Here is a 26,053-nt window from a genome sequence, read left to right as displayed (position 1 = left end):
TTGCTGTTCCTTGTATAAATAAAATAGCGGTTTAACCCTACTTTTGATACATGGATCAACACAAAAAAACTAAACCACGCGTAGTAATTATTGGTGGTGGTTTTGCCGGTTTACAATTAGCAAAAAAACTTAAGGATGCACCAGTTGATATACTGATGCTGGATAAACATAATTATCACACTTTTCAGCCGCTGCTGTACCAGGTGGCAATGGGGGCTATCCCCGCAGATTCTATTGCTTTCCCTATCCGCAGAATATTTACTAAGCATAATAACTTTAGGTTTAACCTGGCCTTTGTTGAGGCTGTTGAAGCAGAAAACAACCTAGTAAAAACCAATATAGGCGACATCCATTATGACTACCTGGTGATTGCAACCGGATCAGACACTAACTTCTTCGGTAACGAAGAACTGGCCAAGTGTACCATGCCCATGAAAAACGTGCCGGAAGCTTTAAATCTTCGCGGACTAACGCTGCAGCACCTGGAGAAAGCATTAGTTACTAAGGATAGAGAAGAAAAGGATGCGCTGATGACCTTTGTGGTTGTTGGCGGCGGCCCAACGGGTGTGGAGCTTGCGGGTGCCCTGGCCGAAATGAAACACCTGATATTACACAAAGACTACCACGGCCTGAGCAAACATGATATGGATGTGTATTTGGTGGAGGGTAAAGACCGCCTGCTGGCCGCCATGACACCCGAAGCGTCGACTAAAGCAAAACAGTTTTTAGAAGATGTGGGCGTAAAGATATTCAATAGCGTACACGTTGATGGTTACGACGGTCATACCCTAACCATAGATAACGGAACGGTGATTAAAACTCAAAATGTATTTTGGGCGGCTGGTGTAATGGGCGAGGTGCCCGAGGGTATGATAAACGCTAAACTTACCCGCGGCTCGCGCATTGAGACTGACGAGATAAACCGGGTTAAGGGTTACCCTAACATTTTTGCTATAGGGGATGTATCAGCCATTCTGAGTGAAGAGTACCCTAACGGGCACCCAGGGGTGGCGCCTGCAGCCATGCAACAAGGTGCTTGCCTGGCAAAAAATTTAGAACGTATTATTAACGGGCAGGCCACTGAACCATTTAAGTATAAAGACAAGGGAACGCTGGCCACTATCGGACGTAACAGGGCCGTGGCCGATATAGGAAAACTGCATTTTCAAGGTTTTTTTGCCTGGCTGCTGTGGGGTTTTGTGCATATTATGTCGCTGGCCGGCTTTACAAATAAAACTGCGGTTATTGTTACCTGGGTTATTAACTACTTTAGCAAAAACAGCGATAATCGTCTCATCATCCGCAGCTTTAACCGCAAAACGCGAACGGTTGAACCGGAGAAATAATATATAAGATGTAATTTACCCTATGGATCTTTTTGTAGTTATTGCCCTGCTGGTTGTATTAAGTGCCTTTTACTCATACATAAACGCGCGTTTTATAAAACTGCCGGGTACCATAGGTATAGTGACGCTGGCGATATCCGTTTCGGTAATAACGATCCTGGTCGACTCTCTATATCCCAGTGTTGCAAAGTATTTAACCGAGCTGGCGGTTGGCATCAACTTCTCGCGCACGGTATTAAATATTATGCTGGGATTTTTACTTTTCTCGTCTTCGTTCTCATTAAATACCCGTCGCCTAAAAAAAGAAATGCGTCCTGTATTTATACTGAGTACCGTGGGTGTGATTTTATCTACCGCCGTTTTTGGCGGCCTGTTTTATGGCATAACACTGCTTATAGGTGTCAAGATACCATTGGTGTACTGTTTCCTGTTTGGTGCGTTAATATCGCCAACAGACCCGGTTTCCGTACACGCCATTATAAAAAGTTCACGGCTACCAACAAGCCTGGAAACCATTATCTCCGGCGAATCGCTTTTTAACGATGGCATAGGCCTGGTTTTGTTTATCACTATTCTGGAATTTATTGAATCCGGGACCGCGAATATAGACTTTGCACAGGCCGGCCTACTGTTTATTCGCGAAGTTTTTGGGGGTATTATACTTGGTATAGTATTCGGGTTTATAGGTTTTAGGTTAATGAAAACTATTACTGATTTTCAAACCATCGTGCTCATATCTGTGGCGCTGGTAATGAGTATCTCTGTGGTAGCCACGTTCTTGCATCTTTCCATCCCGTTGGCAGTGGTAAGCGCCGGCTTATTTGCAGGCAACCAAACCATCAATATTGACAACAATGAGCGGTCACACCAGTCGCTCGAAAAATTTTGGCAATTGATAGACGAGATGTTGAACACTATTTTATTCGTGATGATAGGCTTGCAAATGATCAACCTGCCATATCTCAACAATTATTGGTTGATTGGGCTGATGGGGATCATCATTGCATTAGCAGCTCGTTGGATCAGCATACTTATCCCGCTAACCTTCTTCAGGAAAATCGTAGATATTAAATACAGAAATATCAATATCCTTACCTGGGCAGGCTTACGCGGTGGCATTTCAATCGCATTAGCTTTATCGTTACCTTATAGCCCATACAGGCACATTATACTGGCCGGCGCATATTTTATCGTAATATTTTCGGTAATAGTGCAGGGGCTGACATTAAACAAGGTTATAAACGCGTCCTTACCTCCGGAAGAGGAGGACAGCAAGTAAGTGCGAGCTTTAACGCGGCAGGGCTACTTCAATTTTTCCATATATTCCGCAATATCTTTTTCTGCGGATAATTGGCTGTCTTTTAGCTGTGTGATGATGCTTTGCTTTTCAGTAACACTACGATTTTGGCTCAACTTGCTCTTGCCTTGTAATTCATCAACAACAATTTCAAAACCGGTGATGCCTTTCATCATGTTCAATTTATAGTCTTCCGGGAAACTGTTCCACTGTTTCAGGTAATCAGCCTCATAAAATTGGATAGTTTGTGCTAATAGTTGTGCTTTGGCTTCGGGATTGTCAATGAGAACTGCGCATCCGTAAGCGTGTACAGCCATATAGTTCCAGGTAGGCACGTTTTGCTCACGGTCATAATGTTTTGTAGATATGTAGGCGTTAGGCTCTGTGAAAATTACCAGTGGTTTACCGTTAAGTATTTCTTTAGCCTGCGGATTTGCCTTAGCAAAATGCGATGTCAGAATGATTTTATCCTCGCGCAGCGAAACCACAAATGGCAAGTGCGTAGCAGAAGGGACGCCATTATCAACCGTCACTATCGTAGCAAAACTATACCGCTGCATGAAACAGATAGCCTCGTGCTGGTTAGTCATTAAGTTTAATTTTGGAGTGTACATATCAGGGCGTGTGCTTAATAAGTTGTCGTCCAGGACATGGTGAGCTATCGATACACTAATAGGTAACTATCCGGGCGTATGTTATATTCTCCGCCTGGTCGATAATGGGGGAGAGTTTCCTGGAGAACTTCTACAAGCTTTCAAGGATCCGCTTCAGAACTGCCTGCGCAGCCCATACACGATTGCTTGCTTCATGCACCACAATGGAGTGCGGCCCGTCTAAAACTTCGGCAGATAGCTCTAAATCACGGCGTACAGGCAGGCAATGCATCACCTTAGCATCGTTAGTAATTTTTAATCGGTCATTAGTCAACATCCATTCATCCTTAACCTCGGGCATCTGCCCATATGGCTCGTAAGCTGACCAGTTTTTAACATAGATGAAATCAGCGTCCTTAAGTGCTTCGTCCTGATTATGGGTGATGGTTGCTCCCTGGGTAAAATCCTCGCAAAGTTCATAACCGGCGGGGTGGGCAATGGTAAAATCGACTTCGGCCCTGCACATCCACTCGGCAAACGAGTTTGGTACAGCTTGCGGTAACGGTTTTATATGTGGTGCCCAGGTTAAAACAACTTTAGGCCGTGCTTTAGTTTTTAGTTCGGTAATGGTAACAATATCAGCAAGGCTTTGTAGCGGATGGCGGGTTGCCGATTCAAGACTAACTACCGGGATACCGCAAAATTCAACGAATTTATTGAATATGGCTTCTGTATAGTCTTCTTCACGGTCTTTCAATCCCGGGAAGGAACGTATCCCTATAATATCAAGATATTGGCCCATTACGGCAGCTGCTTCGCGGATGTGCTCTACGGTAGTACCATTCATCACCACGCCATCGCGTAGCTCAAGCGCCCAACCTTCTTTGTCAATATTAAGCACCATAACGTTCATGCCTAAATTGAGCGCGGCCTTCTGGGTACTCATACGGGTACGCAAACTTGGGTTTAAAAAAACCAAACCCAGCGTTTTGTTTTTACCCAAATGCTGGTGCGCATACGGGTCTTTCTTCAAAGCCAGTGCATCAGCTACAAGCGCGTTAATATCGGTTACGTCGTTTACGGAAGTAAAAAGTTTCATGGTTATCTTTATATTTTGTCATTTCAAGCATAGCGAGAAGCCTATACATACGTGGGCGACCTGCCTCCATGTAGATTTCTGCTATTGTCGAATCACAGCTATTGGTTAAGTACTTTTGTAAATGCTTCCAAAAACCTGTCAGCATGTGCTCTAGCTAAATTTAAAGCTGGTAACAGTCTGATAACATTTGGTTTAGCTTCGCCGGTAAATATATGGTGTTTAAATAACAAGTCTTTCTTGGCGTGTGCAAATTCGGCAGGCAGGTCTATACCTATCATCAGGCCCCGGCCACGCACTTCTTTCACCTGTTCAAACTTATTTAACTCCTCAATCAGGTATGCGCCAACTTCAGCAGCGTTTTGTAACAGGTTATCCTGCTCCATAATTTCTAAAACAGCCAATGCCGCCGCGCAAGCCAGGTGATTGCCACCAAAGGTTGTGCCTAACATGCCATAGGCGGGTTGTATTTTTGGCGATATACTGATAGCGCCGATAGGGAAACCATTACCCATACCCTTAGCCATGGTGTAGATATCAGCGTCAACGCCCGAAAAATCATGCGAATAAAATTTACCTGTACGGCCATAACCACATTGTACCGAGTCGGCTATAAAAACCGCATTATGCGTATCGCATAAGGATCTGATCTTTTGAAGAAAACCGTCAGGCGCAACCTGTATACCGCCTACACCTTGTATACCCTCGATGATTACAGCACACACTTCATTATCTGCAAATGCCTGCACTAGCGCAGCTTCGTCACTCCAGGGTAGGATGAGCGCGTTGTCCGTTTCATTAACCGGTGCAACAATTTTAGGATTATCGGTAACCGCAACAGCTAATGATGTACGGCCGTGGAACCCCCCTGTGAAAGAAATGATTTTCTTTTTACCGTTGTAAAACGATGCCAGTTTCAAAGCGTTCTCATTTGCCTCGGCTCCTGAATTAACCAAGAAAAGCTGAAAATCTTCTTTGCCGGAAACATGACCCAATTTCTCGGCCAGTTCTTTCTGGATAGGGATCTCTATAGAGTTAGAGTAAAAGCCCAGTTGGTGCAATTGATCCTCCAACCGCTTTACATAATGCGGATGGGTATGGCCGATAGAGATAACGGCATGGCCGCCATATAGGTCAAGATATTCTTGCCCTTTATCGTCGTAAACAAGGCTGCCAGCGCCTTTTACGATGTTTATATTATTGATAGGATATACGTCGAATAGTTTCATTGTTGTTCAGATAAAATTAATGCTTAATGTTTCAGGATAACTAATGGCTATCGGTTTAAAAACCGGTCGCCTTAAGTCGTAGCCCTGCGCGCTCGTCGAGGCCAAACAATAGGTTCATGTTTTGAACCGCTTGCCCTGAAGCGCCCTTAAGTAAATTATCTAACATGCTGACAATAAATAACTTGTTGCCGTATTTTCTTACCTGTATGAATACCTTATTGGTATTGACTACCTGTTTTAGATCTATATCCCTATCACTTACATGGGTAAATGGATGGTTGGCATAATAATCCTGGTAAAGCGTTAAAGCTTCTTCTCCGCTTAATTCGCTATCCATATATATGGAAGCAAAGATGCCACGGGTGAAATCGCCCCGGTAAGGGATGAAGTTAATCGCCTGATCAAAGGATGGCTGCAACTGTTTTAGCGACTCACTAATTTCGTTTAAATGCTGGTGATCAAATACTTTATATACCGACAGATTATCGTTACGCCAAGTAAAATGCGTCGTAGCAGTTGGCTTTTGCCCTGCACCTGTTGAGCCGGTTGTAGCAGAGATATGTACCTCAGTATTTAGCAAACCTTTAGCTGCTAAGGGCAATACACCCAATTGCAGGCAGGTAGCAAAACAACCCGGGTTAGCTATGTTTTGTGCCAATTTGATTGCGTCACGATCTAACTCGGGTAAACCATATACAAAGGCTTTACTCCCTAATTTTGAATTTTGGGTTAATCTAAAATCCTGGCTTAGATCAATAATTTTTACGGTGTCAGGTATCGCATTAGACTCTAAAAACTTCTTTGCATCACCATGGCCCACACATAAAAACAATACATCAACGTCGGTTGACAATACATCAGTAAACTTCTGTTCGGTATCGCCAAACAGGTCGGTATGCACCTCGTACAGATAATTGCCGGCGTTGCTGTTGCTATGTACAAACGCTATCTCCACGTCAGGATGATTTACCAGGATACGCAGCATTTCGCCACCGGTATAACCTGCGCCGCCAATAATGCCTGCTTTTATCTTCGTCATTTAATTCAAACTTAATTTGTATAAATAATATTCTTCATCGGGCGCTTGCTTTATAAAACCCATGCCCTCATATAAGCTTTGTGCGGTATAATTATCAACTGCTGTTTCTAACTGGATAAATGCCGAGCCGCCTGTTTTCGCAAACTCTGCAGCTTTTTCAATCAGTTTAGCGCCTATGCCTTGCTTGCGATATTCAGTATCAACAAAAAGATCATTCAATATCCAGTTCTTAATAACCCTTACCGACGAATATTTGGGATATAATTGTGTAAAGCCAATTGCCCTATCGTTAGCCATCGCAACATATATCACCGACTCATTGTTGTTCAGCCGTTCCCGAATAAAATGCTCCGCCAATGTTAAATCCGACTCTTGTTTATAGAATACCCGGTACTGATCAAATAATCTGACTATCAATTGCCACTCGCTGGCTTGTATTCTTTTAATTTCCATCGGTCTAAATATTAACTCTGTCGTAATTAGTGGATGGATAGGAGTATAATATAAACTCCAGGTCGGTATTTTGATGATTGGCTATCAAATGCTTTTGCATAGGGTTGATCTGGATCCCCTGCTGTTCTCTTAGCTCAAAAACTTCGCCATCAATAGTAAATTTAGCCCGGCCTTTTAAAATGAAGAAAAACTGTGTAGCCCTTTCGTGATAATGCAATTTTTCTGCAGTATCGGGCGGGATTAATTCTTGTTTAACAGATAATGCTTCGGTATCAACAAAGGTCCACCCGTGGCAATCATCACCCCAAGTGTAATGATCTAAACATTCGCCCTTTGAGAATACCGTGTTCATTATTCGCCGCTGTTTACTTTGTGGTAAATCATTACCTGGTTACCAAATATTTTTGAGAAACCTTTAACGTCTTCGCCGCTCCATGAATTATTCATTTCGCCATAAGTACCAAACTTGTTCGACATCAAGTCATGATCAGACTCGATACCTACTACCTGGAATCTATATGGTTGCAGCTGTACAAATACTTTACCGCTAACCTGCTTCTGTGTATCGGTCAAAAATGCTTCCATGTTACGCATAATAGGGTCATGAAACTGGCCTTCGTGCAGCCAGTTACCGTAGAACATAGAAAGCTGGTCTTTCCATGTTAATTGCCATTTGGTTAGCGTATGTTTTTCTAACGTATGGTGTGCTTTGATAATGATCATAGGTGCTGCAGCCTCAAAACCTACACGGCCTTTAATGCCGATGATGGTATCGCCAACGTGGATATCACGACCCACCCCATAGGGCTGGGCAATAGCTTGCAGCGCTTGTATAACCTGCGTAGGGTGATCATATTTTTTACCATTCAAACCAACCAACTCGCCCTTTTCAAAAATGAGCTCCAGGTTTTTTGTCTCAGTCTCAGTAACCTGTGTAGGCCATGCCTCTTCTGGCATACCTAAGTTTGAGGTTAAAGTTTCTTTACCACCTACTGACGTTCCCCAGATACCTTTGTTGATAGAATATTGAGCCTTTTCAAAATTCATTTCAACACCGTGTTTTTTTAGGTATTCAATCTCCGCCTCGCGGCTTAATTTCAGATCGCGGATAGGGGTGATGATGCCAACATTAGGGATAAGGATATTAAATATCATATCAAACCTCACCTGGTCGTTACCTGCTCCTGTGCTGCCATGGGCAACAAATTCGGCACCTATTTCTTTGGCATAATTAGCAATTGCGGTAGCTTGGCTAACACGCTCAGCGCTTACAGATAATGGATAAGTGTTGTTTTTTAATACGTTGCCGTAAATTAAATAGCGTACACAAGTGTTGTAAAAGTTTGCGGTTTCGTCAACAACATGGTGTGATGTTACGCCCATTTCGTAAGCGCGTTTCTCTACGGTCTTTAACTCTTCATCGCTGAAACCACCCGTGTTTACTATAACCGAATGAACTTCATAGCCTAAATCTCTTGTAAGATAAATGCAGCAAAATGAGGTATCTAATCCGCCGCTGTACGCTAATACTACTTTTTTCTTTTCCATTTGTATCTTAATATATAGAGACGCGATGTTTTTGCGCCCGTTGTAATGTTCTGATTATTTAATGATCTCTTTAAACAAACAACTTCGCTGTGTCCTGTCCAAAGCTTTTAATAGCGCTCTCGATGCGCTCAAACAAACTCGCTTTTTTAGTCATCTTTTCAAGATTTTCTTCAGCCTTTTCCTCGTTCTTTTTTCTTTCAGCGTCTTTTGCTTTCTCCACCGGGTCAAACAGCATGGCGGTACACATGCAGTTTTTACGCTCTTTCAGGGTCAAGATGTCGTAGTTGACACAGCTGCGGCAGCCCTTCCAAAATTCCTCGTCCTGGGTAAGTTCTGAGTAAGTAACAGGCTCATAACCTAATTCAGAGTTTATCTTCATTACGGCCAGGCCGGTTGTTAAACCAAATAGCTTTGCTTCTGGATATTTTGTTCTTGAAAGCTCAAATATTTTATGCTTAATAGCCTTAGCCAAGCCAGCCTTGCGGAATTGCGGTGCTACAATTAAACCGGAGTTGGCCACAAAATCACCGTGGCTCCATGTTTCAATATAGCAGAAACCAGCCCATGTGCCGTCTTTATGCAGCGCAATGACAGCTTTGCCCTCAAGCATTTTGTTGGCAACATATTCAGGCGAGCGCTGGGCTATACCGGTGCCACGAGCCTTTGCCGACTCGGCCATCTCATCGGTAATGATGGGGGCATAGTCTACATGCTGTGCAGTAGCAACCTGAATATCGAAATCTTTTATAGTCATTTTTGGTAGAAAGAATTACCGTTAAATAAATGGCCTGCGCCTAAGTAATTAATGATTTTTTTGTTGAAGAAGTTTTAAAACTTCTGGTTGACGGGCAATAGAACTGCCGGCAATTAAACCCGTGGGATAAACAGCCTTCGTCGAGATGGGGTAAATAAAACAGTTGAAACCAAAGCAGCGGCAACCGGAGCAAATGATGCTCTGACAGCGGGCTTATTTAAGGTTTGCATTATCATTTTATAGAATGTGTTGCTTTATTTAATTTCACGCAAAAGTTTGCATTAATTTTTATTTATGCAAGAGAAAAATGAATTAGTTTGCTGGTTGGGCACGTATGCAGCATAATAAAGGCTTAAGTTTACATAACAGTAACATAATCAGGCTAATTGAAACCGACTATTTGCTGGGTTTTGAGAATGATATCGTCAATAATCATGTCCGCGTGGATGCGCGAGTTTTCTATAAACCAGAGGTGGGTATCCAAGCCGCCGCACACTACGCCGGCAAGGTACAGGCCTGGCAGGTTTGTTTCCATAGTGTCGGGATTGTATTGAGGGATAAATTTATCGTCAGATAATATCAGTCCCCATTTTTTAAGCTGGTCAAAATTTGGCTTGTAACCGGTCATTGCCATTACAAAATCGTTGGGGATGGTAATAATGCCTTCAGTCGTTTCAATATCCACCTCTGTTTGGCGTATGGCTTTTAGGTTTGAGTTAAAATAAGCTTTGATGCTACCCTCGCTGATGCGGTTGATAATATCCGGCCGCACCCAGTATTTAACCCGGTGGCTCACTTCATCGCCACGAACAACCAGTGTTACATCGGCTCCTTTGCGATAAGTTTCTAAAGCAACATCAATAGCCGAGTTGCTAGAGCCTACCACAACCACCTTTTGCATAGCAAAGTAATGCGGGTCTTTGTAGTAATGCTTTACTTTAGGCAAATCCTCGCCGGGGACATTAAGGTTTACTGCCACATCATAAAAACCGGTTGAAATAACAACGCGTTTAGCCTTGTAACTTGTTTTGGTCGTAATAATGATATACGCATTGTCAATGCGCTGCATGGCCGTTACCTCTTCAAACAAGTTAATGGCCAGATTATTTGATGTGGCTACGCGACGATAATACTCCAAAGCCTCGGCGCGGGTTGGTTTGTTGCTGATGGTAACAAAGGGGATACCGCCAACCTCCAGTTTTTCTGAAGTTGAAAAAAAAGTCATGGTGGCCGGGTAGTTATAAAGCGAGTTTACCAGGCAGCCTTTTTCAATGATAAGAAAGCTTAGCCCTGCCTTTTGTGCTTTAAGGCCACAGGCTATGCCTATTGGGCCACCGCCGATAATGAGTAAGTCGAGCATTATTTGATAGTCTTAATGCAAGTATAAGCAGATTTAGAAAATAAAGATTGATTAATAGCGATTAGCCAGTTAGAAAACCAATAATGAGTTGGCTGTGACTAGAAGCGTCCCGAAATTTTGGGCACAAAAAATGGGTAAGCTACTTTTATCGCGCCGCTCAACTCTCTACCCTTGCTGCGTTCCCACCCTGGGGGAGTTCAAGAGGAGCTGGCCGTAAAAGACTTACCCGGGGCAAATATAGCAATTGCAACGTCTTTGGGTTAAAAAAATATTAAAAAGAGAGGTAGGTTTACGTGTGGGCTGATCGGTTGCTGTGCAAATGGTTGGGTATGAGGGGAATTAGTTAATAGATGATGAAAAAAAATATTTTCATCATCTATTAACTATTAATAAGCGCTTGCTGTATTTAATAGATCAATCTCTGCGCCTGTTAAATTTAGTTTGACAGCCGCGATAGTTTCGTTTAATTGCGCTACGGTAGTAGCGCTCGCAATAGGGGCTGTGATGCCCGGGCGGGCAATTAACCAAGCTATGGCTACGCTTGCAGGGGTAGTATTGTGCCTCCCCGCTACTTCTTCCAGCGCTTTTACAATCCTAAAACCACGCCCGTTTAAATATTTTTTAACGCTACCGCCCCGCGCGCTCTTGGACAGATCAGCGTCCGACCGGTACTTTCCGGTTAAAAACCCACTGGCCAACGAGTAAAAGGTTATCACGCTAACAGTATTTTGCTTGCAAATATGTTCAAATTCCGCTTCGTATTGCTGGAGGTCATATAAGTTGTACTCGGGTTGCAATGTCTCGTAACGGGCTAAATTATTGCGGCACTCACATCAAGAGCTTCTTGTAACCTGGCGCCGCTGTAATTTGAAGCTCCTATAGCCCTGACTTTACCTTGCTTAATCAAATCTGTAAATGCAGACAATGTTTCTTCCAGCGGTGTATTCGGGTCGTCTTCGTGCGATTGGTACAGATCTATATAGTCAGTATTTAAACGTATTAAAGAAGCTTCTACTGCCTGGGTGATGTAGGCTTTTGACAATCCTTTCTTTGTATCGCCCATTGGTTTGCCAACTTTTGTGGCAATGATCATCTTGTCGCGCTTTTTGGTTTGCTTTAGCCAGTTGCCAATTATGGTTTCAGACTCACCGCCCACGTTGCCCGATTTCCATTTTGAATAGACATCGGCCGTGTCTATAAACTCCAGACCCGAATCCACATATGCATCTAATAAATCAAATGACTGCTCCTGATCCGCGGTCCACCCAAAACGTTGCCCCCAAAGCAAAAGGGGCTTACTAAAATGCCTGATTTGCCTAGTTCTCTTTTTTCCATGTGCGATTGTTACGATCGGATTTTAGCTATTTGTTCGGCCAGTTCATCAACCCAGCCAGAAAGGTAAGGTTCAGATCCCGCAATACGTTGCCAGTTACCCGTGTCATTTGGTATGACTACCAGATGGAGCGTGTTATCAACCGAATCAAAACGGTACGCGTTTCTGTGTTCACCGTAAGTTATGTGTGTTATTGTACCGCTTACCGGTCCGTCTGTTCCGGTAAGCATTGCTTCTGTTTGTTGTTCCATAATGCGTTTACAACAGCTTTGGCTGCATAGTGTTTGTTGATTTTTGGTAACCTTTGCGGCAGATTGTAATATATTTACCCCATGGAGCAAATTAAGCCCGACTCGAAAATACTTGTTGACATTGTGCAAACGCGTATGCCTTTTGGTAAATACAAAAGCACTTTTATTTGCGATTTACCTATACATTATCTTGAATGGCTTAAAAATAAAGGGTTTCCACCCGGCAAAATGGGTATGATGCTTTCCACCGTGTTTGAAATTAAATCAAACGGATTAAACAGCATACTTACCATGGTTAAAAATGTGCTGAAGCAGCAGGAAATTAGAAGATAGATATTTATCTTCACGCTCAAATACTATACACCTTAACATAGCCGAAACACAGTGAAAAAGATAGCTGCGATATTTACCCTTTTATTATTAACTACTTTTAGTTACGCCCAAAAAACTTACACCGTAAGTGGAACTGTTAAAAACGCGGCCGGGCAAAATCTTCAGTCGGCTACTGTTTTTATTTCCGGATCTGAAAAGATCACTATGACGGATGAAAATGGTCGTTTTGTTTTTAGAGCCATCAACTCAGGTACCTATCAGTTGGTAGTTAATATGTTGAGTTATACGCCGGTTAAGCAAAACGTTATTGTAAACGACGACGCTGCAATAGTTAATGTAGTTTTAACAAACAAGCAAACCTTGCTTAACGAGGTAGTAATAGGGGGCAAGAAAACCCGAGATGAGGCTCACCTTAAAACTTTTATAAAGTACTTTATGGGCGAGTCTGCTAATGCAAAAGCTTCTAAAATACTAAATCCCGAAATATTAGATTTTTCTACCAGTAAAAATGTGCTTAAAGCCGCCACGTACGATTTTTTAGAGATAGAGAATAATAACTTAGGTTATAAAGTAAAATACCTCTTAAAAAAGTTTCAATATGATAGTAATCTTGATGTAACTGAGTACGAAGGCGATTGCATATTTGAACACATGGACGGTACGGCAGAGCAGCAAGCAAAATGGGCAGCTAACCGCAAGAAAACCTACGAGGGATCTTTGATGCATTTTTTAAGATCAGTATACGCTAATAACTCACGACAGGAAGGCTTTTTGATTTACCTTTCGCGAAGTGATTTTTTCCCGCTCACTATTGGACCTAACCCGGTTGTAGACGAGCAAATTGTAAGGCGCGTGGATAATAACTTTTTAAAATTCAGATTTGTGAAGCGGCTATATGTTGTGTTTGATAAAAAGAAAGCCGCAAAGCCGGATAAGTTGGTTGAGGACGACAGCTGGATCGTGTCTGACCTGTCTGATAATGGATCATTGTTTATGGTTGACTCGCAGGTAGATCGCCGGGGAAGCTATGCAAACTACAATAAGCTGCTTATACAGGGCAGCTGGGGCAAAAAACGGATAGGAGAGCAGCTGCCCCTGGAATATAACCCTGAATAAGGGCTATAACTTAGTAAACCACCCCTTCTTCCAAAATATCACTACCTGTATCAACGCTATCACGGACATGCCGGCTAACGCCCAATAATAGCCATGTGGCGAATATAGCTCGGGCATGTTATCCGGCATAGCTTTATTGCTTACCGGGTCAACCTTTGCAAAGTTCATTCCGTAAATGCCGGCAACAAATGTTAATGGTATAAATATAGCCGATATAATGGTTAACACTTTCATGATCTCGTTCATGCGATTGCTCACCATCGAAAGGTACAGGTCAATTACGCTGTTTGATATTTCCTTGTAATTTTCAATCATATCCATTACCTGTATGCAGTGATCATAAGCGTCGCGCAGGTACATCTTAACCTCTGCTGTAACATATGGATTGTCGGTACGTAGAATGTCGTTTAATTTATCGCGCTCAGGCCAGGTAACGCGCCGTAACGCTATCAGCGAGCGCTTTAATTGCTGCGCATCATACATAATGGTCTTATCGGCGTGTTTGTATAGGCGATCTTCCAGATCGTCCAAGTCATCGCCAATTTTGGCAAGCAGTACAAAATAGTTGTCGATGATCACGTCGGACAATGCATAGCATAAGTAACCCGGTCCTGCAGCGCGAATTACACCTTTTCCGGCTTGTAGCCTTGTTTTAACAACATCAAACGTTTTAATGTAAGTCTCCTCAAAACTGATGATGAGATTTGATTTAACCAGTGCAGAAAATTGCTTGTTGTGAAGCTCACCTCCATCACTAATAAACAGCTGGCGGCTCACGCTGAAAACATAATCGTCGTATTCATCAAACTTGGGCCGTTGGTGCGTATTTACAATATCCTCTAACACCAATGGGTTAATGTTAAGGTGTTCGCCAATATCATTAATCAAGTTGGCATCGCCCAACCCCTGTATCTGTATCCAGTGGGTGTGATCTTTACATTTTTTAAGCTGGGCCAACACAATCTTTATATCGTGCCCTTTATCAATAACTACTTCCTTTTCGTTATACGAGTACACGTGTATAACGGGCTTTAAGGCATCGGCTGAAATAACAAAAACGCCCGGCCGATCGCCTACGTTGCGGTTTACTTTCTTTCGGTGTACACGTTTTATGTGGCTCATTATAAGTAATGGATTGTTTGAGGGCCCTGGTTAAAAAGCAAATCGACAATGCTTAGGTTTTTTAAAAATCCGTTGCGCTCTTCAAAAACCTGAAAGTAGGGCTTTTGTTCAAATTCAAACTGTTTTTTTGTACTAATAGCGTTGCGATAATCTGGAATTGATGAGTAGCTGGTTTCATAAGTTTGGGTATCCTGTAGCTGTACCGTTAACTTCAGAAACTTCAAAATCATGTGCAAAAGCTGCTCATTATAATCAAACAGATAGGTGAAATTCTTTTGATAAAAGGGCGCAAAATCATCCTCATAATACTCAAAGTAAGCCGAGCGGCGGTAACAGGTTTCTAAGCCCATCCAATGTAAGCGCTGCCACTTAAAATCATAACTTATCTTTACATCCTTTACGTTGGTGTGGAGTTTTGAACCTTTTACAACCGGTACGGTAAGTGTTAGCTCACCATCCGGCGAGCAAATGTTGGCACGGTTGCGATAAGTTTGCTTAGGAAAATGCTCATGGCTTTCAATAATTATATCAGGCTTATGGCTATTTATTTTACTAAAGTAGGCCACCGGCGGGAGATAAAACATAGGGAATACAGCACCTTTATCAATCATAAATCTTTATGTTTGCAGATAAAACACCGCGAAATTAATGATAAATAAAGGGCTTTCAAGATTAGGGGTATTCTTTTTATACCTCGTATCCTTATTGCCCTTCTGGTTGCTGTATATAGTATCTGATTGTCTTTTCTTTTTCTTGTACTATGTTATCGGCTATCGGCGTAAGGTTGTACAAGAAAACCTGGCTAATGCCTTCCCTCAAAAATCTGTAGAAGAGCGTGCCGATATCGAAAAAAAATATTTTAAATACCTGGCGGATCTGATATTGGAAACCGTGAAAATGGTGTCCATCTCAAAAGAAGAAATGCAACGCCGCCTGGTTTGCACAAATCCCGATGTAGTTAAGGAGTATGAAGCCGCCGGCAAAAGCGTTACTGCTGTAGCGGGGCACTATTGTAACTGGGAGTGGGCCGGGGCTGAGTTTAGTATAAACGCGCCTTTGTTTGTAATTTATAAGCCATTGAGCAGCGATGTATTCGACAAGTTCTTTATAAAAGTACGTACCCGCTTCGGCGCCGTTGCAGTAGCCATGAAACAAACGTTGCGCACTATGGTCGCCCATAAAAATGAATTTACGGTAACCGTTTTTGCCGGCGACCAAACCCCGGTGCGAGAGCAAACCAATTATTTCACCCAGTTTTTAAATCAGCCCACCGCTGTTTTTCTAGGGATAGAAAAAATTGCTAAGCTTATAGATTCGGCGGTGATATTTTATGACATGAAGCGGGTTAAGCGCGGATATTACACTTATACCATAGTTCCGTTGGTAGAGAACTCAAAAGATTCTGCTCCGCACCAGATTACTGAAGCTCATGTTAAATATTTAGAGGGAATGATAAACCGGGAGCCGCAATACTGGCTGTGGTCTCACCGCAGATGGAAATTTAAACCTGAGCCCGGCGAAATGCCTGTTAAATAAGGTTAAAATATTAGATGCCATAAAGATGTTATCAATGGCGCTATTATAATTAGGTATTAATGCCGTTATTTGCGCCACATTGTAACGAACCCGATTGAAGTACTTTAAAGCTATAAAGAGAGCGTACCAAAGGTTGAACTTAAAACCGAAGGATATTATTTAATGAATTACCACCCCAAGGTTGCTATTGTCATTTTAAACTGGAACGGTGTTAACCATCTACGCCAGTTTCTTCCGTCAGTGCTATCATCAGAATGGCCTAATCTTGAAATTGTGTTAGGTGACAATGCTTCAAGCGACAATTCTGTAGCGTTTGTACGCGACAACTACCCATCCATCACGATCATACAAAACGATGCTAACTACGGTTTTACAGGCGGCTATAACCGTATATTGGAACACCTTGATGCCGATTATTATATCCTGCTAAACTCTGACGTTGAAGTGCATCCGGGCTGGATAACACCTGTTATCGAGCTGATGGAAAGCGATCCACTCATAGCTGCAGCCGCGCCTAAGATAAAGTCTTATTTAGAAAAAGAATGTTTTGAACATGCCGGCGCTGCCGGTGGTTTTATAGACAGCTTTGGTTACCCGTTTTGCCGTGGCCGGATTGTAAATGAAACCGAAGCAGATAAAGGTCAGTACGAGCAGTCAGGCGAAGTGTTTTGGGCATCGGGCGCGTCTATGTTTATTAAAAAGAAGTGTTGGGATGAAGCCGAGGGGTTTGACGAACAATTCTTCGCCCACATGGAAGAGATTGACCTATGTTGGCGATTGAAAAATAAAGGCTACAAAGTGATGTACTGTGCAGAGTCTGAAGTGTTTCACGTTGGTGGTGGGACCTTAACTGCCGAGAATCCCTTTAAAACTTATCTGAACTTTCGTAATAACTTATTGCTGATTAAAAAGAACCTGCCGTTTTGGAAAGGCGCCATCGTGATCATTAGCCGTTTCTTTTTAGATTTTGCGGCAATGCTTCGCTTTTTAACCGAAGGTAAACGCAAGGATGCCTGGGCCGTGAGCCGAGCGCACCGTTACTTTATGCTGCACATTTTTGAAAGTGGCGACCACGCCTCGAGCACGCACTTAAAACGCTATAACTCAAAGTTAACAGGCATGTACCACGGCAACATTATGTGGTCTTTCTTTGTTAAAAAGTTGCGCCGGTTTACTGATCTTGATTTGCGCCGGTTTTATTAAGGTTGTTTACTTGGATCGTTGCTGTTTACTTTATCTTTATCCACAGGTTTAACCTCGTCATTTAGACCAATAGTTTTGCCGTTGGGCAGTGTCAAAGTCAGATCTTGCGTTTTTGATGGTAGCTTGATGCCTTGTTCATAAAACTTGGTATACACATCACTCAGTACGTTACTTTTCAGTTCAAGCCAGTGCGTAATGTCATCTGCCCAAAATAATATCCTAAAGTCCACATTGCTCTCATTGATATTATGAACAAATATCAGCGGCTCGGGATGGGCCATGATGTCCTCGCGGGAGGTAAGTACATCTTTAAGCAGTGATTTTACCATTGGGATATCAGTTCCATAAGCAACGCTGATAATTAGCTCTACACGGCGATTGTTATTGCTCAATGTCCAGTTAATTACGTGCCGTGATATAAGGTCCCCGTTAGGCACAATGACTTCGGCACCGTCGCTGGTCGCAATCCTGCTGGCCCTTACACCAATTTCTTTAATAGTGCCTGACCGGTTATCAACTTCAATGATGTCGCCAATTTGCACCGGTTTCTCAAAAGCCAGGATCAGGCCTGATACCAGGTTGTTTACGATGTTCTGTAAGCCAAAACCGATGCCTATACCAAATGCACTTATGATGATGGTGATCTTATCTAACGGAAAATTAGAAGCGAATACCGCAAGGAAAAAGCCTACGGTAAACACCCCGATACGGATAAGCAGGGTAGAAGTACGGTTCTTTTTGATCAGCGCCTGTATGTCAGTCGAGCGCTGGGCCGAAATGTCATAAAAGTAGCTGATGATTCTTGACAGAATAGATGACAGCCAAATAACACCTATAAAAATAACAAAGCCGCCAAACGTAAACGATGCACCGCCAACCGTATGACCTTGTTTCAATAGGTCTTTAATGTAATTAATAACTGTATCGTCAACATTTAAATTTTGTAACAGGAAGAACAACCATAAAATGGTAGCCAGTGAATAAAGGATATTCTTAAATTTAGTTTGCAGCAAGGCATAATCAACCCAGGTAGAAACCGCGTCATCTTCCTTTTGCGACTGAAACTGCAGGCTTAATACCTGCGCTATAATCCCAACTACAAAATATAGGCTAAGCAAGAACCATAGGTTAAACGTAGCGGTTATCCCGATGATCTTTGCCAAACTAAAACGCCCTGAAACATCGCAAAGTAAAGCCACTATCTGTAAACCCATAAACACCTTCACCGCGGCGTTAGCATTTTTGGGGTATTCGTCAGGTGCTGCCGATACCTTTTTGTTGAACCTATAAGCCGCATATAATGCGGCTAAGCTTATACCCATTATGGCAAACCTATCGGCATTGGTTATTTGTATCAACAAATTGCTGGCACTATAAAGTATAGTAATATAAAACAATGCGTGCAGTGCCCTGAATAAACTGTTTGGAAAGTTTTTTTTAACCAATATCAAAACCAGGATCAGCGTCAACAGAAAAATAACCTCCAGGAAAGCCACTGGCGGGTGATCATAAAAATAGGGAATGATGGCCAGCGGCACCAGTAACGACGATACTATGGGTAACTTAAATACATAAGTCGCTTTCGCTATAATCAACTCCGGTTCTTCCGTTTCGCGCTTGGTTGTTTCCCGATTGTATAGCAACCAGCCAATAAATAAAGCAAAGAATATGAATGATATAAAGTGCGTGCGTGTCTCTTTTTTTATGAAGTAATAAAGCTGCGTGTTGTTTAAATCGGCAGTACTGCCAAAGGCCGATTTAAAGTCGCGGTACTGCGGGTCAATCTCCCAGGGATAACCAAATTCGCCCTCAAAAGCGCGTTCAGCAAAACGGTCTACTTTGTCGTCAATACGGTCGGTTTCATTCAAAATGTTTGAGTAGGCAATGGCTACCCGGTTTTGCAGAAAGTTTATTTTAAACAGGCTGCGCCTATTGGCCGAATCTGCTTTGAGCCACAACAGAATGGTGTTTTTGCGCTGCTCAAAAAATAGCGCGCGCAATACGCTGTCGGTAGGTATGGTTTTTAAAATAATGGAGTCTTTGGTATACTTAATTAGCTCAGTTTGGTTTAATATCAGTTGGTTATCAATACGGTCAAGGCTTCGTTGCCAACTATCCAGGCGCTTCTGTAGCTGGTCGAGATTGTTCCTCAACACATATAAATAACGCAGGGTGCTTGATTTGTGGGTTTCTGCCTGAAGCTTAATTTTAGCTATCCGGCGGATAGTTGACGGCAGTTTCTCGCTAATGTCTGCTGTATCCAGCTCGTTAGACAGGTTGTTATTTATCTGGTTAAAATTTACTACATACTGCTCAAGCCGTTGCAATAAGTTATTTAAAGAAGTGTCTGTTTTGTTAAAGGCGCGTAATATAGAGTCGCGCCGGTTTATTTCCTTGCGTTGTTTGGCGCTTAATGCGCCGTTGCTTTGTGCATTAGCCGCCGGCTCAAATACACTTAAGGCAACTACTAGTAATAAGATAATTCTAAAAAATATTCGCATCGGACCGGGGGATAACGACAAAACACTATCGTTCTATCGGCAACGAAAATATACCTAAAAAGGTTTTTATTTAACTATTAAACTCTCAATAGCTAAACGGTAGCCATCCATACCAAAACCAACAATAATGCCTTTGCAGTTTGCAGACAGGTAACTGTGGTGTCTAAACTCTTCGCGCTTGTGCACGTTTGATATATGCACCTCAACAACAGACGTAGTAATAGCCGCAATAGCATCGGCAATAGCTACCGACGTATGTGTGTAAGCGCCTGCGTTTAATACAATACCATCTTCGCTAAAACCAATTTCATGCAATTTGTTAATCAGCTCGCCTTCTACATTACTTTGGTAATAGGTGATGTTTACGGCCGGATACTTGCTTTTTAAACCGGTTAAATAGGTATCAAAACTGCTGTCGCCATAAATAGATTTCTCGCGAACGCCTAATAGGTTTAAATTTGGGCCGTTAATAATATGTATATTCATTAGCTCAAAGCTAATTATAAAACATTAAAACTAAAATCAATTGGACTGGCGGTCGGCAATAAAAGGTTTTCAGGCATATTTAAAACTCGAGAAATCGTTGTCGTCAAACTCAATCGAAGCTTATACACGCGATATTGACAAGTTATATCAGTACGCCGAGTCGCAAGTGCCAACAATCAATCCCGACAAAATTATTCTGGCCGATCTGCGCAAATTTATCACCTGGGTTAATGAGTTGGGTATGATCCCGTCTACGCAGGCGCGAATCCTGTCGGGCATTAAAGCATTTTTTAAGTATATGCTGATGGAGGATATCATCATCAGCGATCCATCTGAGCTGCTTGAATCGCCGAGGATAACACGGAAGCTACCTGACACTTTAAGTTATGAGGAGATCAATAAACTGATTGATGCTATAGACCTGTCAAAACCAGAAGGTGCCCGTAATAAGGCCATTTTAGAAACTTTATACGGTTGTGGGTTGCGGGTAACCGAACTTACGCAGCTTAAATTATCAAACCTATACCTGGAAATAGAATTTATTAAAGTACTGGGTAAAGGTAGTAAAGAGCGGCTGGTACCTATTGGTAACGCAGCAATAAAGGCTTTAAAAATTTGGATTGAACAGGTGCGGGTACACAATCCGATAAAAAAGGGCGAAGAAGATTATGTTTTCCTAAATCGCCGGGGCAGCCGATTAAGCCGGGTTTATATCTTTATGCTGATAAAAGATCTGGCAGCTAAAACCGGACTGCAAAAAGCGATCAGTCCGCACACCTTCAGGCATTCTTTTGCTACTCACCTGGTAGAGGGCGGCGCCGACCTGCGTGCCGTACAGGAAATGCTGGGCCATGAAAGTATTACTACGACAGAGATTTATACCCATTTAGACAGGGAGTATTTAAAAGGGACGATTAGCCAGTTTCATCCGCGAAGTTAATAATCCTTTCACATAGCGATGGGTTTGAAACCCATCGCTATGTGAAAGGATTAATTATATTAGCAACAAATAAAACTTTATGCCACAAAGTTACTCTTCCATATGGCTCCATCTGATATGGTCAACAAAAAATCGCGAGCCTATATTAGTACCGGGCTTAAAACAAGAAGTTTTTCAAGTAATTAATACAACCGCAAAAGATCATGAAATTTACCTGGATTGCATAAATGGGGTAGAGGATCATATACATTTATTAGTACGTTTAAGAACGGATCAATCCGTAGCCGATATTGTGAAAACGATAAAGGGCAACTCCTGGGAGTTTTTTAAAAGCGATCCTGAAAAATACATTAGTTGGCAAGATGGCTTTGCAGTATTTAGTGTCAGTCCTGATCAATTAAAGAAAGTGAGAAGTTATATTTATAATCAGGAAAAGCACCATCGTGACAAATCGTTTAGCGATGAAATGAAACTTATAAAAGATGTAGCTAAATCGTAATGGTTTAATACCATCGCGATGGGTTGCAACCATGGCTATAACGCTAAATAAGCTTTTATCATCCTATCCCTACCACTCATATCCTGCCTTAATTCTATATTCTTAAAACCCTTGCTTCCCAACAAATCAATAGTTTCCTTCCCCAAACTCTCATTGATCTCAAAAAACAGCAGGCCGTTATCGGTTAAGTTTAATAGCGCGAAATCAGCTATCGCCCTATAAAATAACAGAGGATCATCCTCGGGTACAAATAGGGCGGTATGCGGCTCAAAGTCAGTTACGTTGGTGTGCATCTGTCTTTTGTCTTCGAGGGTCACATATGGTGGATTGCTGATAATAATGTCGGATTTCGGAATGTTGATTTCGGAGTTGATATTGAGAATATCCGTCTCAATAAAATTCACCTCAACGTTGTTTAACAATGCATTTTCTTTAGCTGTTTTCAAAGCATCAACAGAAATATCTAATCCAGAAACCGAAGCACCGGGCAAATTCTTCTTTAAACTGATGGCGATACAGCCGCTGCCCGTCCCTATATCCAAAATATTCAGATTGCAATCATGGCTAACCGAAGAAAGTACCCATTCTACCAATTCCTCAGTTTCTGGCCGCGGAATAAGCGTTGCCGGAGTAACCAAAATTTTTAATCCGTAAAATTCGGTGTAGCCCAATATGTATTGTAGTGGCCGGCCTGTAATTAATTGCGATAATAAAAGGTTCGCATCTTCCTGCTGCGTTGCAGACAGTTCGCGCTCCGGGAAAGCTTTTATAGTTGCTTTTGTGAGGTTCAATAGCTCTGTTGTTACCATCAAAGTTAGCGACTCGATTTCCGGCGCATCGTATATACCGGCAAGACCATGCCTGTAAATTATAAAGAGGTCTTTAATGGTTTTCATAAGGTAAAGGTAAAATAATTAGCTTTGGTAACCACCGATTTTAAAACCCGCCGCTGCTAAAATAAATCTATCTGAACATTTTCTTTTTCTTGTAGTTATAGAAATGGTACGGCTGCAAATGCCGGCCACTTTTTTACGCTCCGTAACCTCTTATAGCTCCTCTTCAACTTTACAAATCTAATGTTATGAAAAGAAATCTTTTTTTTACCGGAGCGCTATGTTCGCTTCTTTTTGTTGCCGCTTGTGGCTCAGGTGGTAACAATAACGCCAACCAATCAGATCCTAACAATGGTATTGGTTACGACACCAGCCAACAACACGGCGCGCAACCCAGAGATACCTCTTTATCTGGTGCAGGTGCAGATACAACCAAGAAAACTAACACAGGGCAGGGAAATGCTGATCCTTCCGGCAGACCGCAAGAGCATTAAGGCAAAAATAGCGGTGGGTTTGAAACCCATCGCTATAAAGCTATCTTTGCCCCGATGCCGCATCATGAACAATATATGCAACGCTGCCTTGACCTTGCCGCTTTAGGTATAGGCAATGTTAGTCCGAACCCCATGGTAGGGTCGGTAGTTGTGCATAACGGCCGCATCATTGGCGAGGGCTATCACCAACAGTATGGCCAGCCGCACGCCGAAGTGAACGCGGTTAACCAAGTGTTGCAAAACTTTAGCAATGCTGATGAACTTCTCAAGGCATCAACTATTTACGTTTCGTTAGAACCCTGCGCACATTATGGCAAGACACCACCATGTGCCGATTTGATCATTAAGCACCGCATCCCCGAAGTAATTATCGGCTGTCGCGATCCTTTCGAGGCTGTTGATGGTAAGGGTATTGAGAAACTGAAAGATGCAGGTATTAACGTAACCTTGGGCGTTTTAGAGGAGGAGTGCCAGTTTTTAAATCGCCGATTCTTTACCCGCGTTAAAAAACATCGTCCGTATGTGATATTAAAATGGGCGCAAACTGCCGATAAATTTTTCGCACCGGATGATAATAGCCAGTTTTGGATAACCGGGGCTGAATCTCGCAAGCTGGTACACCAATGGCGGGGCGAAGAAGATGCTATCCTTGTAGGCAAAAACACCGCCGCTACTGACAACCCGCAATTAAATGTACGATATAGCGAAGGTAAATCGCCCAAAAGAATCGTGATAGATCGTCGGCTGGAGTTAAGTAAGGATTTAAACTTATTCGATCAATCCGTTGAAACCTTAGTGTTTAACGAGCTTAAAACAGATATTGAGGGAAAAATCAAATACATAGCCTTGGAGGATTTTGACCGTTATGTGCCACAGTATATTTTATATCAATTGTATTTGCAGGATATTCAGTCGGTTATCATCGAAGGTGGCGCGCATACTTTAAATTCATTTATAGCAGCAAATCTTTGGGATGAAGCACGTGTTTTTACCGGCGCATCAACTTTAACAAAAGGAATTAAAGCGCCGCAAGTAAACGGTGTTATTGCGGCTGAAACGACAACTGGCCCGGATCATCTACAGATAACCTACAATAAATAAACCCAGATGCTTTATATATTACTTAGTATTTGCTGCAGCGTGATTGTATCCGTTATGTTAAAGCTGGCCAAGCGTTACCAGGTTGACGTGGTGCAAGCTGTAATGTGGAACTATGTTGTAGCCATAGCCTTAACCTGGTTGTTTTTTAAGCCACAGCTAGTTAATCTGCAAGCGGCGCCGGTTTATCATTTAGCTGCACTTGGTGTGTTGTTGCCGGTATTGTTTGTAGTGTTGGCTACATCAGTAAGGTTAACGGGTATTGTACGTACCGATATTGCACAGAGATTGTCTTTGTTTATTCCGATACTGGCATCCTATCTCATTTTTCATGAGCATTTAAGCTGGTTGAAAATTATTGGGGTTGTTGTTGGTTTTGCGGCTATTATTTGCTCAATACCCTGGCAAAAGGGCGGGGGTAAGGCAACAGCCGGCTCATGGTTTTACCTGTTAATTGTTTTTGTAGGGATGGGCGTTATAGATGTACTGTTTAAACAGCTCGCTACGTTTAAATCTCTCCCTTACACCACATCGCTTTTCATCGTATTTATACTTTCGTTTGTTTGCGCGCTCATATTGTTTATCGTTAAATTAGTTAGCAAAAAAACTAAGTTTTCCTTTCCGCATATCCTTATAGGCGGGGCACTGGGTGCCTTTAATTTCGGTAACATCCTGTTTTACTTAAAAGCACATAAAGTATTGGCTAGTCAGCCATCAACGGTTTTTACGGCTATGAATATAGGCGTAATTGTTGCGGGCACCCTGGTAGGGCTAATTGTTTTTAACGAGAAGTTGAGCACGCTAAACCGTGTAGGTGTTTTCCTGGCGCTGGCTGCTATTTTTGTAATCACTTACGCATCGTATTAAATGCTTTTTGACGATACTTACCGCACAATACAGCACCCTGCAGAGGGGATTTTTCGGGATAGGGGGAGTAAGTTTCTTGCTTATATCTATCCCATTCAGTCTGATCTGGAGATCAAAGCCATTGTTCAGTCCTTAAATACCGAACACCCTAAAGCCAACCACCATTGTTGGGCCACGCGTTTAACCGTTGACCGCTCAGTTTTTAAACTGAATGACGATGGTGAACCATCAGGCACCGCAGGCCGCCCCATCGTAAATACCCTGCTTTCTAAAGATCTCACCAATGTGCTGGTAGTAATTGTGCGGTATTTTGGTGGTACTTTGCTGGGAGTTCCGGGGCTTATTAACGCTTACAAAATGGCAACATTGGAAGCGTTAAACAACGCGGTAATAATTGAAAAGACCATAAATGATTTTTATACTATCACCTTTGATTATTTGCAAATGAACGACGTTATGCGGCTTATAAAAGAAGCAGATATGTCCATAATTAGCCAGCAGTTTGATAACGACTGCAGCGTACAGGTAAGCATGCGCAAGCTGCAAGTAAATGCTGTGTTAGACAAGCTTCAAAAAATGCCCGGTATAAAGGCGAAGTACGACCACAGCGCCTGAACCGTTGATCCTAAACGTGACTTGTCCTGAAATAGGTTTACACATTAAAGTGTAAACGATGAACAAAATTAAAGAAGAAAAGATCATTGAGGATCATTTAAGCGAAGGCAT

At 42.3% G+C, this 26,053-nt stretch carries 29 protein-coding genes and 1 other RNA gene; 12 read left to right on the top strand and 18 right to left on the bottom strand.

Annotated elements, in window-relative coordinates; translation table 11 throughout:
* The first annotated feature begins 50 nt into the window (after nt 1-50).
* Both ACFSYC_RS18135 and ACFSYC_RS18130 read left to right on the top strand, forming a co-directional pair.
* On the top strand, nt 51-1,346 hold the full coding sequence (locus ACFSYC_RS18135; RefSeq protein WP_377130266.1) for an NAD(P)/FAD-dependent oxidoreductase: 1,296 nt from the start codon (nt 51-53) through the stop codon (nt 1,344-1,346).
* Nucleotides 1,347-1,368: 22 nt separating this feature from the next.
* Complete coding sequence (locus tag ACFSYC_RS18130) at nt 1,369-2,625, top strand: cation:proton antiporter (protein ID WP_377130265.1); 1,257 nt, start codon at nt 1,369-1,371, stop codon at nt 2,623-2,625.
* 23 nt (nt 2,626-2,648) lie between these two features.
* Here ACFSYC_RS18130 and ACFSYC_RS18125 read toward each other — a convergent pair whose 3' ends face one another.
* The 13 genes from ACFSYC_RS18125 to ACFSYC_RS18065 all read right to left on the bottom strand — a co-directional run bounded on the left by ACFSYC_RS18125 (nt 2,649) and on the right by ACFSYC_RS18065 (nt 12,299).
* Complete coding sequence (locus ACFSYC_RS18125) at nt 2,649-3,257, bottom strand: FMN-binding negative transcriptional regulator (RefSeq protein ID WP_377130264.1); 609 nt, start codon at nt 3,255-3,257, stop codon at nt 2,649-2,651.
* 130 nt (nt 3,258-3,387) lie between these two features.
* A complete protein-coding gene (locus tag ACFSYC_RS18120) occupies nt 3,388-4,335 on the bottom strand; it encodes an acetylornithine carbamoyltransferase (protein WP_377130263.1) in 948 nt (315 codons plus the stop codon).
* Nucleotides 4,336-4,433: 98 nt separating this feature from the next.
* Complete coding sequence (locus ACFSYC_RS18115) at nt 4,434-5,561, bottom strand: aspartate aminotransferase family protein (protein ID WP_377130262.1); 1,128 nt, start codon at nt 5,559-5,561, stop codon at nt 4,434-4,436.
* Between the two features lie 55 nt (nt 5,562-5,616).
* A complete protein-coding gene (gene argC, locus ACFSYC_RS18110; protein ID WP_377130261.1) occupies nt 5,617-6,600 on the bottom strand; it encodes an N-acetyl-gamma-glutamyl-phosphate reductase in 984 nt (327 codons plus the stop codon).
* Nucleotides 6,601-7,053 carry a GNAT family N-acetyltransferase gene (locus ACFSYC_RS18105; RefSeq protein WP_377130260.1) on the bottom strand — a complete coding sequence of 151 codons (453 nt, stop codon included), beginning with the start codon at nt 7,051-7,053 and terminating at the stop codon, nt 6,601-6,603.
* Between the two features lie 4 nt (nt 7,054-7,057).
* Nucleotides 7,058-7,405, bottom strand: a complete 348-nt coding sequence (locus ACFSYC_RS18100; protein ID WP_377130259.1) for a cupin domain-containing protein — start codon at nt 7,403-7,405, stop codon at nt 7,058-7,060.
* Nucleotides 7,405-8,601, bottom strand: a complete 1,197-nt coding sequence (argG, locus tag ACFSYC_RS18095) for an argininosuccinate synthase (RefSeq protein ID WP_377130258.1) — start codon at nt 8,599-8,601, stop codon at nt 7,405-7,407. The genes ACFSYC_RS18100 and argG overlap by 1 nt, the downstream gene beginning before the upstream one ends.
* A 70-nt stretch (nt 8,602-8,671) precedes the next feature.
* Nucleotides 8,672-9,355 (bottom strand): GNAT family N-acetyltransferase, encoded by a 684-nt coding sequence (locus ACFSYC_RS18090; RefSeq protein WP_377130257.1) that lies wholly within the window; start codon nt 9,353-9,355, stop codon nt 8,672-8,674.
* A gap of 382 nt (nt 9,356-9,737) precedes the next feature.
* Entirely contained in the window at nt 9,738-10,715 is a 978-nt protein-coding gene (locus tag ACFSYC_RS18085; RefSeq protein WP_377130256.1) for a YpdA family putative bacillithiol disulfide reductase, read from the bottom strand.
* Between the two features lie 129 nt (nt 10,716-10,844).
* Nucleotides 10,845-10,943: signal recognition particle sRNA small type (gene ffs, locus ACFSYC_RS18080), an RNA gene on the bottom strand.
* Between the two features lie 158 nt (nt 10,944-11,101).
* Nucleotides 11,102-11,512, bottom strand: coding sequence for an aldo/keto reductase (locus ACFSYC_RS18075; protein ID WP_377130255.1), 411 nt, complete (start codon nt 11,510-11,512; stop codon nt 11,102-11,104).
* Nucleotides 11,513-11,526: 14 nt separating this feature from the next.
* Nucleotides 11,527-12,003 (bottom strand): aldo/keto reductase, encoded by a 477-nt coding sequence (locus ACFSYC_RS18070; RefSeq protein ID WP_377130254.1) that lies wholly within the window; start codon nt 12,001-12,003, stop codon nt 11,527-11,529.
* A gap of 56 nt (nt 12,004-12,059) precedes the next feature.
* Nucleotides 12,060-12,299, bottom strand: a complete 240-nt coding sequence (locus ACFSYC_RS18065) for a hypothetical protein (protein ID WP_377130253.1) — start codon at nt 12,297-12,299, stop codon at nt 12,060-12,062.
* Between the two features lie 81 nt (nt 12,300-12,380).
* Here ACFSYC_RS18065 and ACFSYC_RS18060 point away from each other — a divergent pair, with 81 nt between their 5' ends.
* A complete protein-coding gene (locus ACFSYC_RS18060; protein WP_377130252.1) occupies nt 12,381-12,632 on the top strand; it encodes a DUF3820 family protein in 252 nt (83 codons plus the stop codon).
* Between the two features lie 51 nt (nt 12,633-12,683).
* Nucleotides 12,684-13,748, top strand: coding sequence for a carboxypeptidase-like regulatory domain-containing protein (locus ACFSYC_RS18055; RefSeq protein WP_377130251.1), 1,065 nt, complete (start codon nt 12,684-12,686; stop codon nt 13,746-13,748).
* A gap of 3 nt (nt 13,749-13,751) precedes the next feature.
* Here the strand turns inward: ACFSYC_RS18055 and corA are convergent, their stop codons facing one another.
* A complete protein-coding gene (gene corA / locus ACFSYC_RS18050) occupies nt 13,752-14,870 on the bottom strand; it encodes a magnesium/cobalt transporter CorA (protein WP_377130250.1) in 1,119 nt (372 codons plus the stop codon).
* A complete protein-coding gene (locus tag ACFSYC_RS18045; protein WP_377130249.1) occupies nt 14,870-15,481 on the bottom strand; it encodes a WbqC family protein in 612 nt (203 codons plus the stop codon). Before ACFSYC_RS18045 ends, corA begins: the two co-directional genes overlap by 1 nt.
* 37 nt (nt 15,482-15,518) lie before the next feature.
* Between ACFSYC_RS18045 and ACFSYC_RS18040 the strand changes: the two genes are divergently transcribed.
* Complete coding sequence (locus ACFSYC_RS18040) at nt 15,519-16,406, top strand: lysophospholipid acyltransferase family protein (protein ID WP_377130248.1); 888 nt, start codon at nt 15,519-15,521, stop codon at nt 16,404-16,406.
* 162 nt (nt 16,407-16,568) lie between these two features.
* Entirely contained in the window at nt 16,569-17,609 is a 1,041-nt protein-coding gene (locus ACFSYC_RS18035) for a glycosyltransferase family 2 protein (protein ID WP_377130247.1), read from the top strand.
* On the opposite strand, the gene ACFSYC_RS18030 is transcribed toward ACFSYC_RS18035, so the two are convergent.
* Together ACFSYC_RS18030 and aroQ are read right to left on the bottom strand one after the other, a co-directional pair.
* Entirely contained in the window at nt 17,606-20,110 is a 2,505-nt protein-coding gene (locus ACFSYC_RS18030; RefSeq protein WP_377130246.1) for a mechanosensitive ion channel domain-containing protein, read from the bottom strand. The two genes, ACFSYC_RS18035 and ACFSYC_RS18030, sit on opposite strands and share 4 nt — an antisense overlap.
* A 66-nt stretch (nt 20,111-20,176) precedes the next feature.
* Nucleotides 20,177-20,596, bottom strand: a complete 420-nt coding sequence (aroQ, locus tag ACFSYC_RS18025) for a type II 3-dehydroquinate dehydratase (RefSeq protein ID WP_377130245.1) — start codon at nt 20,594-20,596, stop codon at nt 20,177-20,179.
* Nucleotides 20,597-20,636: 40 nt separating this feature from the next.
* On the opposite strand from aroQ, the gene xerD reads away from it, so the two are divergent.
* Nucleotides 20,637-21,536, top strand: a complete 900-nt coding sequence (gene xerD / locus ACFSYC_RS18020; RefSeq protein WP_377130244.1) for a site-specific tyrosine recombinase XerD — start codon at nt 20,637-20,639, stop codon at nt 21,534-21,536.
* Between the two features lie 79 nt (nt 21,537-21,615).
* The gene (tnpA, locus tag ACFSYC_RS18015; protein WP_377130243.1) at nt 21,616-22,035 is read left to right on the top strand and encodes an IS200/IS605 family transposase; all 420 of its coding nucleotides are present in this window, start codon (nt 21,616-21,618) and stop codon (nt 22,033-22,035) included.
* 35 nt (nt 22,036-22,070) lie between these two features.
* Here tnpA and prmC read toward each other — a convergent pair whose 3' ends face one another.
* Nucleotides 22,071-22,931, bottom strand: a complete 861-nt coding sequence (gene prmC / locus ACFSYC_RS18010) for a peptide chain release factor N(5)-glutamine methyltransferase (protein ID WP_377130242.1) — start codon at nt 22,929-22,931, stop codon at nt 22,071-22,073.
* 185 nt (nt 22,932-23,116) lie between these two features.
* Between prmC and ACFSYC_RS18005 the strand changes: the two genes are divergently transcribed.
* From ACFSYC_RS18005 to ACFSYC_RS17990, 4 genes are read left to right on the top strand one after another with little or no spacing between them, the layout of a single operon-like run.
* The gene (locus tag ACFSYC_RS18005; protein ID WP_377130241.1) at nt 23,117-23,362 is read left to right on the top strand and encodes a hypothetical protein; all 246 of its coding nucleotides are present in this window, start codon (nt 23,117-23,119) and stop codon (nt 23,360-23,362) included.
* Between the two features lie 54 nt (nt 23,363-23,416).
* Nucleotides 23,417-24,463 carry a bifunctional diaminohydroxyphosphoribosylaminopyrimidine deaminase/5-amino-6-(5-phosphoribosylamino)uracil reductase RibD gene (gene ribD / locus ACFSYC_RS18000; protein WP_377130240.1) on the top strand — a complete coding sequence of 349 codons (1,047 nt, stop codon included), beginning with the start codon at nt 23,417-23,419 and terminating at the stop codon, nt 24,461-24,463.
* A gap of 6 nt (nt 24,464-24,469) precedes the next feature.
* Nucleotides 24,470-25,327 carry an EamA family transporter gene (locus ACFSYC_RS17995; RefSeq protein ID WP_377130239.1) on the top strand — a complete coding sequence of 286 codons (858 nt, stop codon included), beginning with the start codon at nt 24,470-24,472 and terminating at the stop codon, nt 25,325-25,327.
* A complete protein-coding gene (locus ACFSYC_RS17990) occupies nt 25,328-25,942 on the top strand; it encodes an IMPACT family protein (protein ID WP_377130237.1) in 615 nt (204 codons plus the stop codon). It abuts the gene before it with no gap.
* The last annotated feature ends 111 nt before the right edge of the window (nt 25,943-26,053 follow it).

The organism is Mucilaginibacter antarcticus, assembly GCF_042686155.1.
Lineage (GTDB): Bacteria > Bacteroidota > Bacteroidia > Sphingobacteriales > Sphingobacteriaceae > Mucilaginibacter > Mucilaginibacter antarcticus.
This window is presented reverse-complemented; position numbering and strand designations above follow the sequence as displayed.

What these genes read in the sequence shown, in the direction of transcription:
- ACFSYC_RS18030 (WP_377130246.1), bottom strand. Translation starts at nt 20,110, where the DNA reads ATGCGAATATTTTTTAGAATTATCTTATTACTAGTAGTTGCCTTAAGT.
- ACFSYC_RS18060 (WP_377130252.1), top strand. Translation starts at nt 12,381, where the DNA reads ATGGAGCAAATTAAGCCCGACTCGAAAATACTTGTTGACATTGTGCAA.
- ACFSYC_RS18135 (WP_377130266.1), top strand. Translation starts at nt 51, where the DNA reads ATGGATCAACACAAAAAAACTAAACCACGCGTAGTAATTATTGGTGGT.
- ribD (WP_377130240.1), top strand. Translation starts at nt 23,417, where the DNA reads ATGCCGCATCATGAACAATATATGCAACGCTGCCTTGACCTTGCCGCT.
- ACFSYC_RS18065 (WP_377130253.1), bottom strand. Translation starts at nt 12,299, where the DNA reads ATGGAACAACAAACAGAAGCAATGCTTACCGGAACAGACGGACCGGTA.
- prmC (WP_377130242.1), bottom strand. Translation starts at nt 22,931, where the DNA reads ATGAAAACCATTAAAGACCTCTTTATAATTTACAGGCATGGTCTTGCC.
- ACFSYC_RS18115 (WP_377130262.1), bottom strand. Translation starts at nt 5,561, where the DNA reads ATGAAACTATTCGACGTATATCCTATCAATAATATAAACATCGTAAAA.
- ACFSYC_RS18105 (WP_377130260.1), bottom strand. Translation starts at nt 7,053, where the DNA reads ATGGAAATTAAAAGAATACAAGCCAGCGAGTGGCAATTGATAGTCAGA.
- argC (WP_377130261.1), bottom strand. Translation starts at nt 6,600, where the DNA reads ATGACGAAGATAAAAGCAGGCATTATTGGCGGCGCAGGTTATACCGGT.
- tnpA (WP_377130243.1), top strand. Translation starts at nt 21,616, where the DNA reads ATGCCACAAAGTTACTCTTCCATATGGCTCCATCTGATATGGTCAACA.
- corA (WP_377130250.1), bottom strand. Translation starts at nt 14,870, where the DNA reads ATGAGCCACATAAAACGTGTACACCGAAAGAAAGTAAACCGCAACGTA.
- ACFSYC_RS18120 (WP_377130263.1), bottom strand. Translation starts at nt 4,335, where the DNA reads ATGAAACTTTTTACTTCCGTAAACGACGTAACCGATATTAACGCGCTT.
- ACFSYC_RS18045 (WP_377130249.1), bottom strand. Translation starts at nt 15,481, where the DNA reads ATGATTGATAAAGGTGCTGTATTCCCTATGTTTTATCTCCCGCCGGTG.
- ACFSYC_RS18100 (WP_377130259.1), bottom strand. Translation starts at nt 7,405, where the DNA reads ATGAACACGGTATTCTCAAAGGGCGAATGTTTAGATCATTACACTTGG.
- ACFSYC_RS18130 (WP_377130265.1), top strand. Translation starts at nt 1,369, where the DNA reads ATGGATCTTTTTGTAGTTATTGCCCTGCTGGTTGTATTAAGTGCCTTT.
- ACFSYC_RS17990 (WP_377130237.1), top strand. Translation starts at nt 25,328, where the DNA reads ATGCTTTTTGACGATACTTACCGCACAATACAGCACCCTGCAGAGGGG.
- argG (WP_377130258.1), bottom strand. Translation starts at nt 8,601, where the DNA reads ATGGAAAAGAAAAAAGTAGTATTAGCGTACAGCGGCGGATTAGATACC.
- ACFSYC_RS18035 (WP_377130247.1), top strand. Translation starts at nt 16,569, where the DNA reads ATGAATTACCACCCCAAGGTTGCTATTGTCATTTTAAACTGGAACGGT.
- ACFSYC_RS18040 (WP_377130248.1), top strand. Translation starts at nt 15,519, where the DNA reads ATGATAAATAAAGGGCTTTCAAGATTAGGGGTATTCTTTTTATACCTC.
- ACFSYC_RS17995 (WP_377130239.1), top strand. Translation starts at nt 24,470, where the DNA reads ATGCTTTATATATTACTTAGTATTTGCTGCAGCGTGATTGTATCCGTT.
- ACFSYC_RS18085 (WP_377130256.1), bottom strand. Translation starts at nt 10,715, where the DNA reads ATGCTCGACTTACTCATTATCGGCGGTGGCCCAATAGGCATAGCCTGT.
- aroQ (WP_377130245.1), bottom strand. Translation starts at nt 20,596, where the DNA reads ATGAATATACATATTATTAACGGCCCAAATTTAAACCTATTAGGCGTT.
- ACFSYC_RS18090 (WP_377130257.1), bottom strand. Translation starts at nt 9,355, where the DNA reads ATGACTATAAAAGATTTCGATATTCAGGTTGCTACTGCACAGCATGTA.
- ACFSYC_RS18005 (WP_377130241.1), top strand. Translation starts at nt 23,117, where the DNA reads ATGAAAAGAAATCTTTTTTTTACCGGAGCGCTATGTTCGCTTCTTTTT.
- ACFSYC_RS18125 (WP_377130264.1), bottom strand. Translation starts at nt 3,257, where the DNA reads ATGTACACTCCAAAATTAAACTTAATGACTAACCAGCACGAGGCTATC.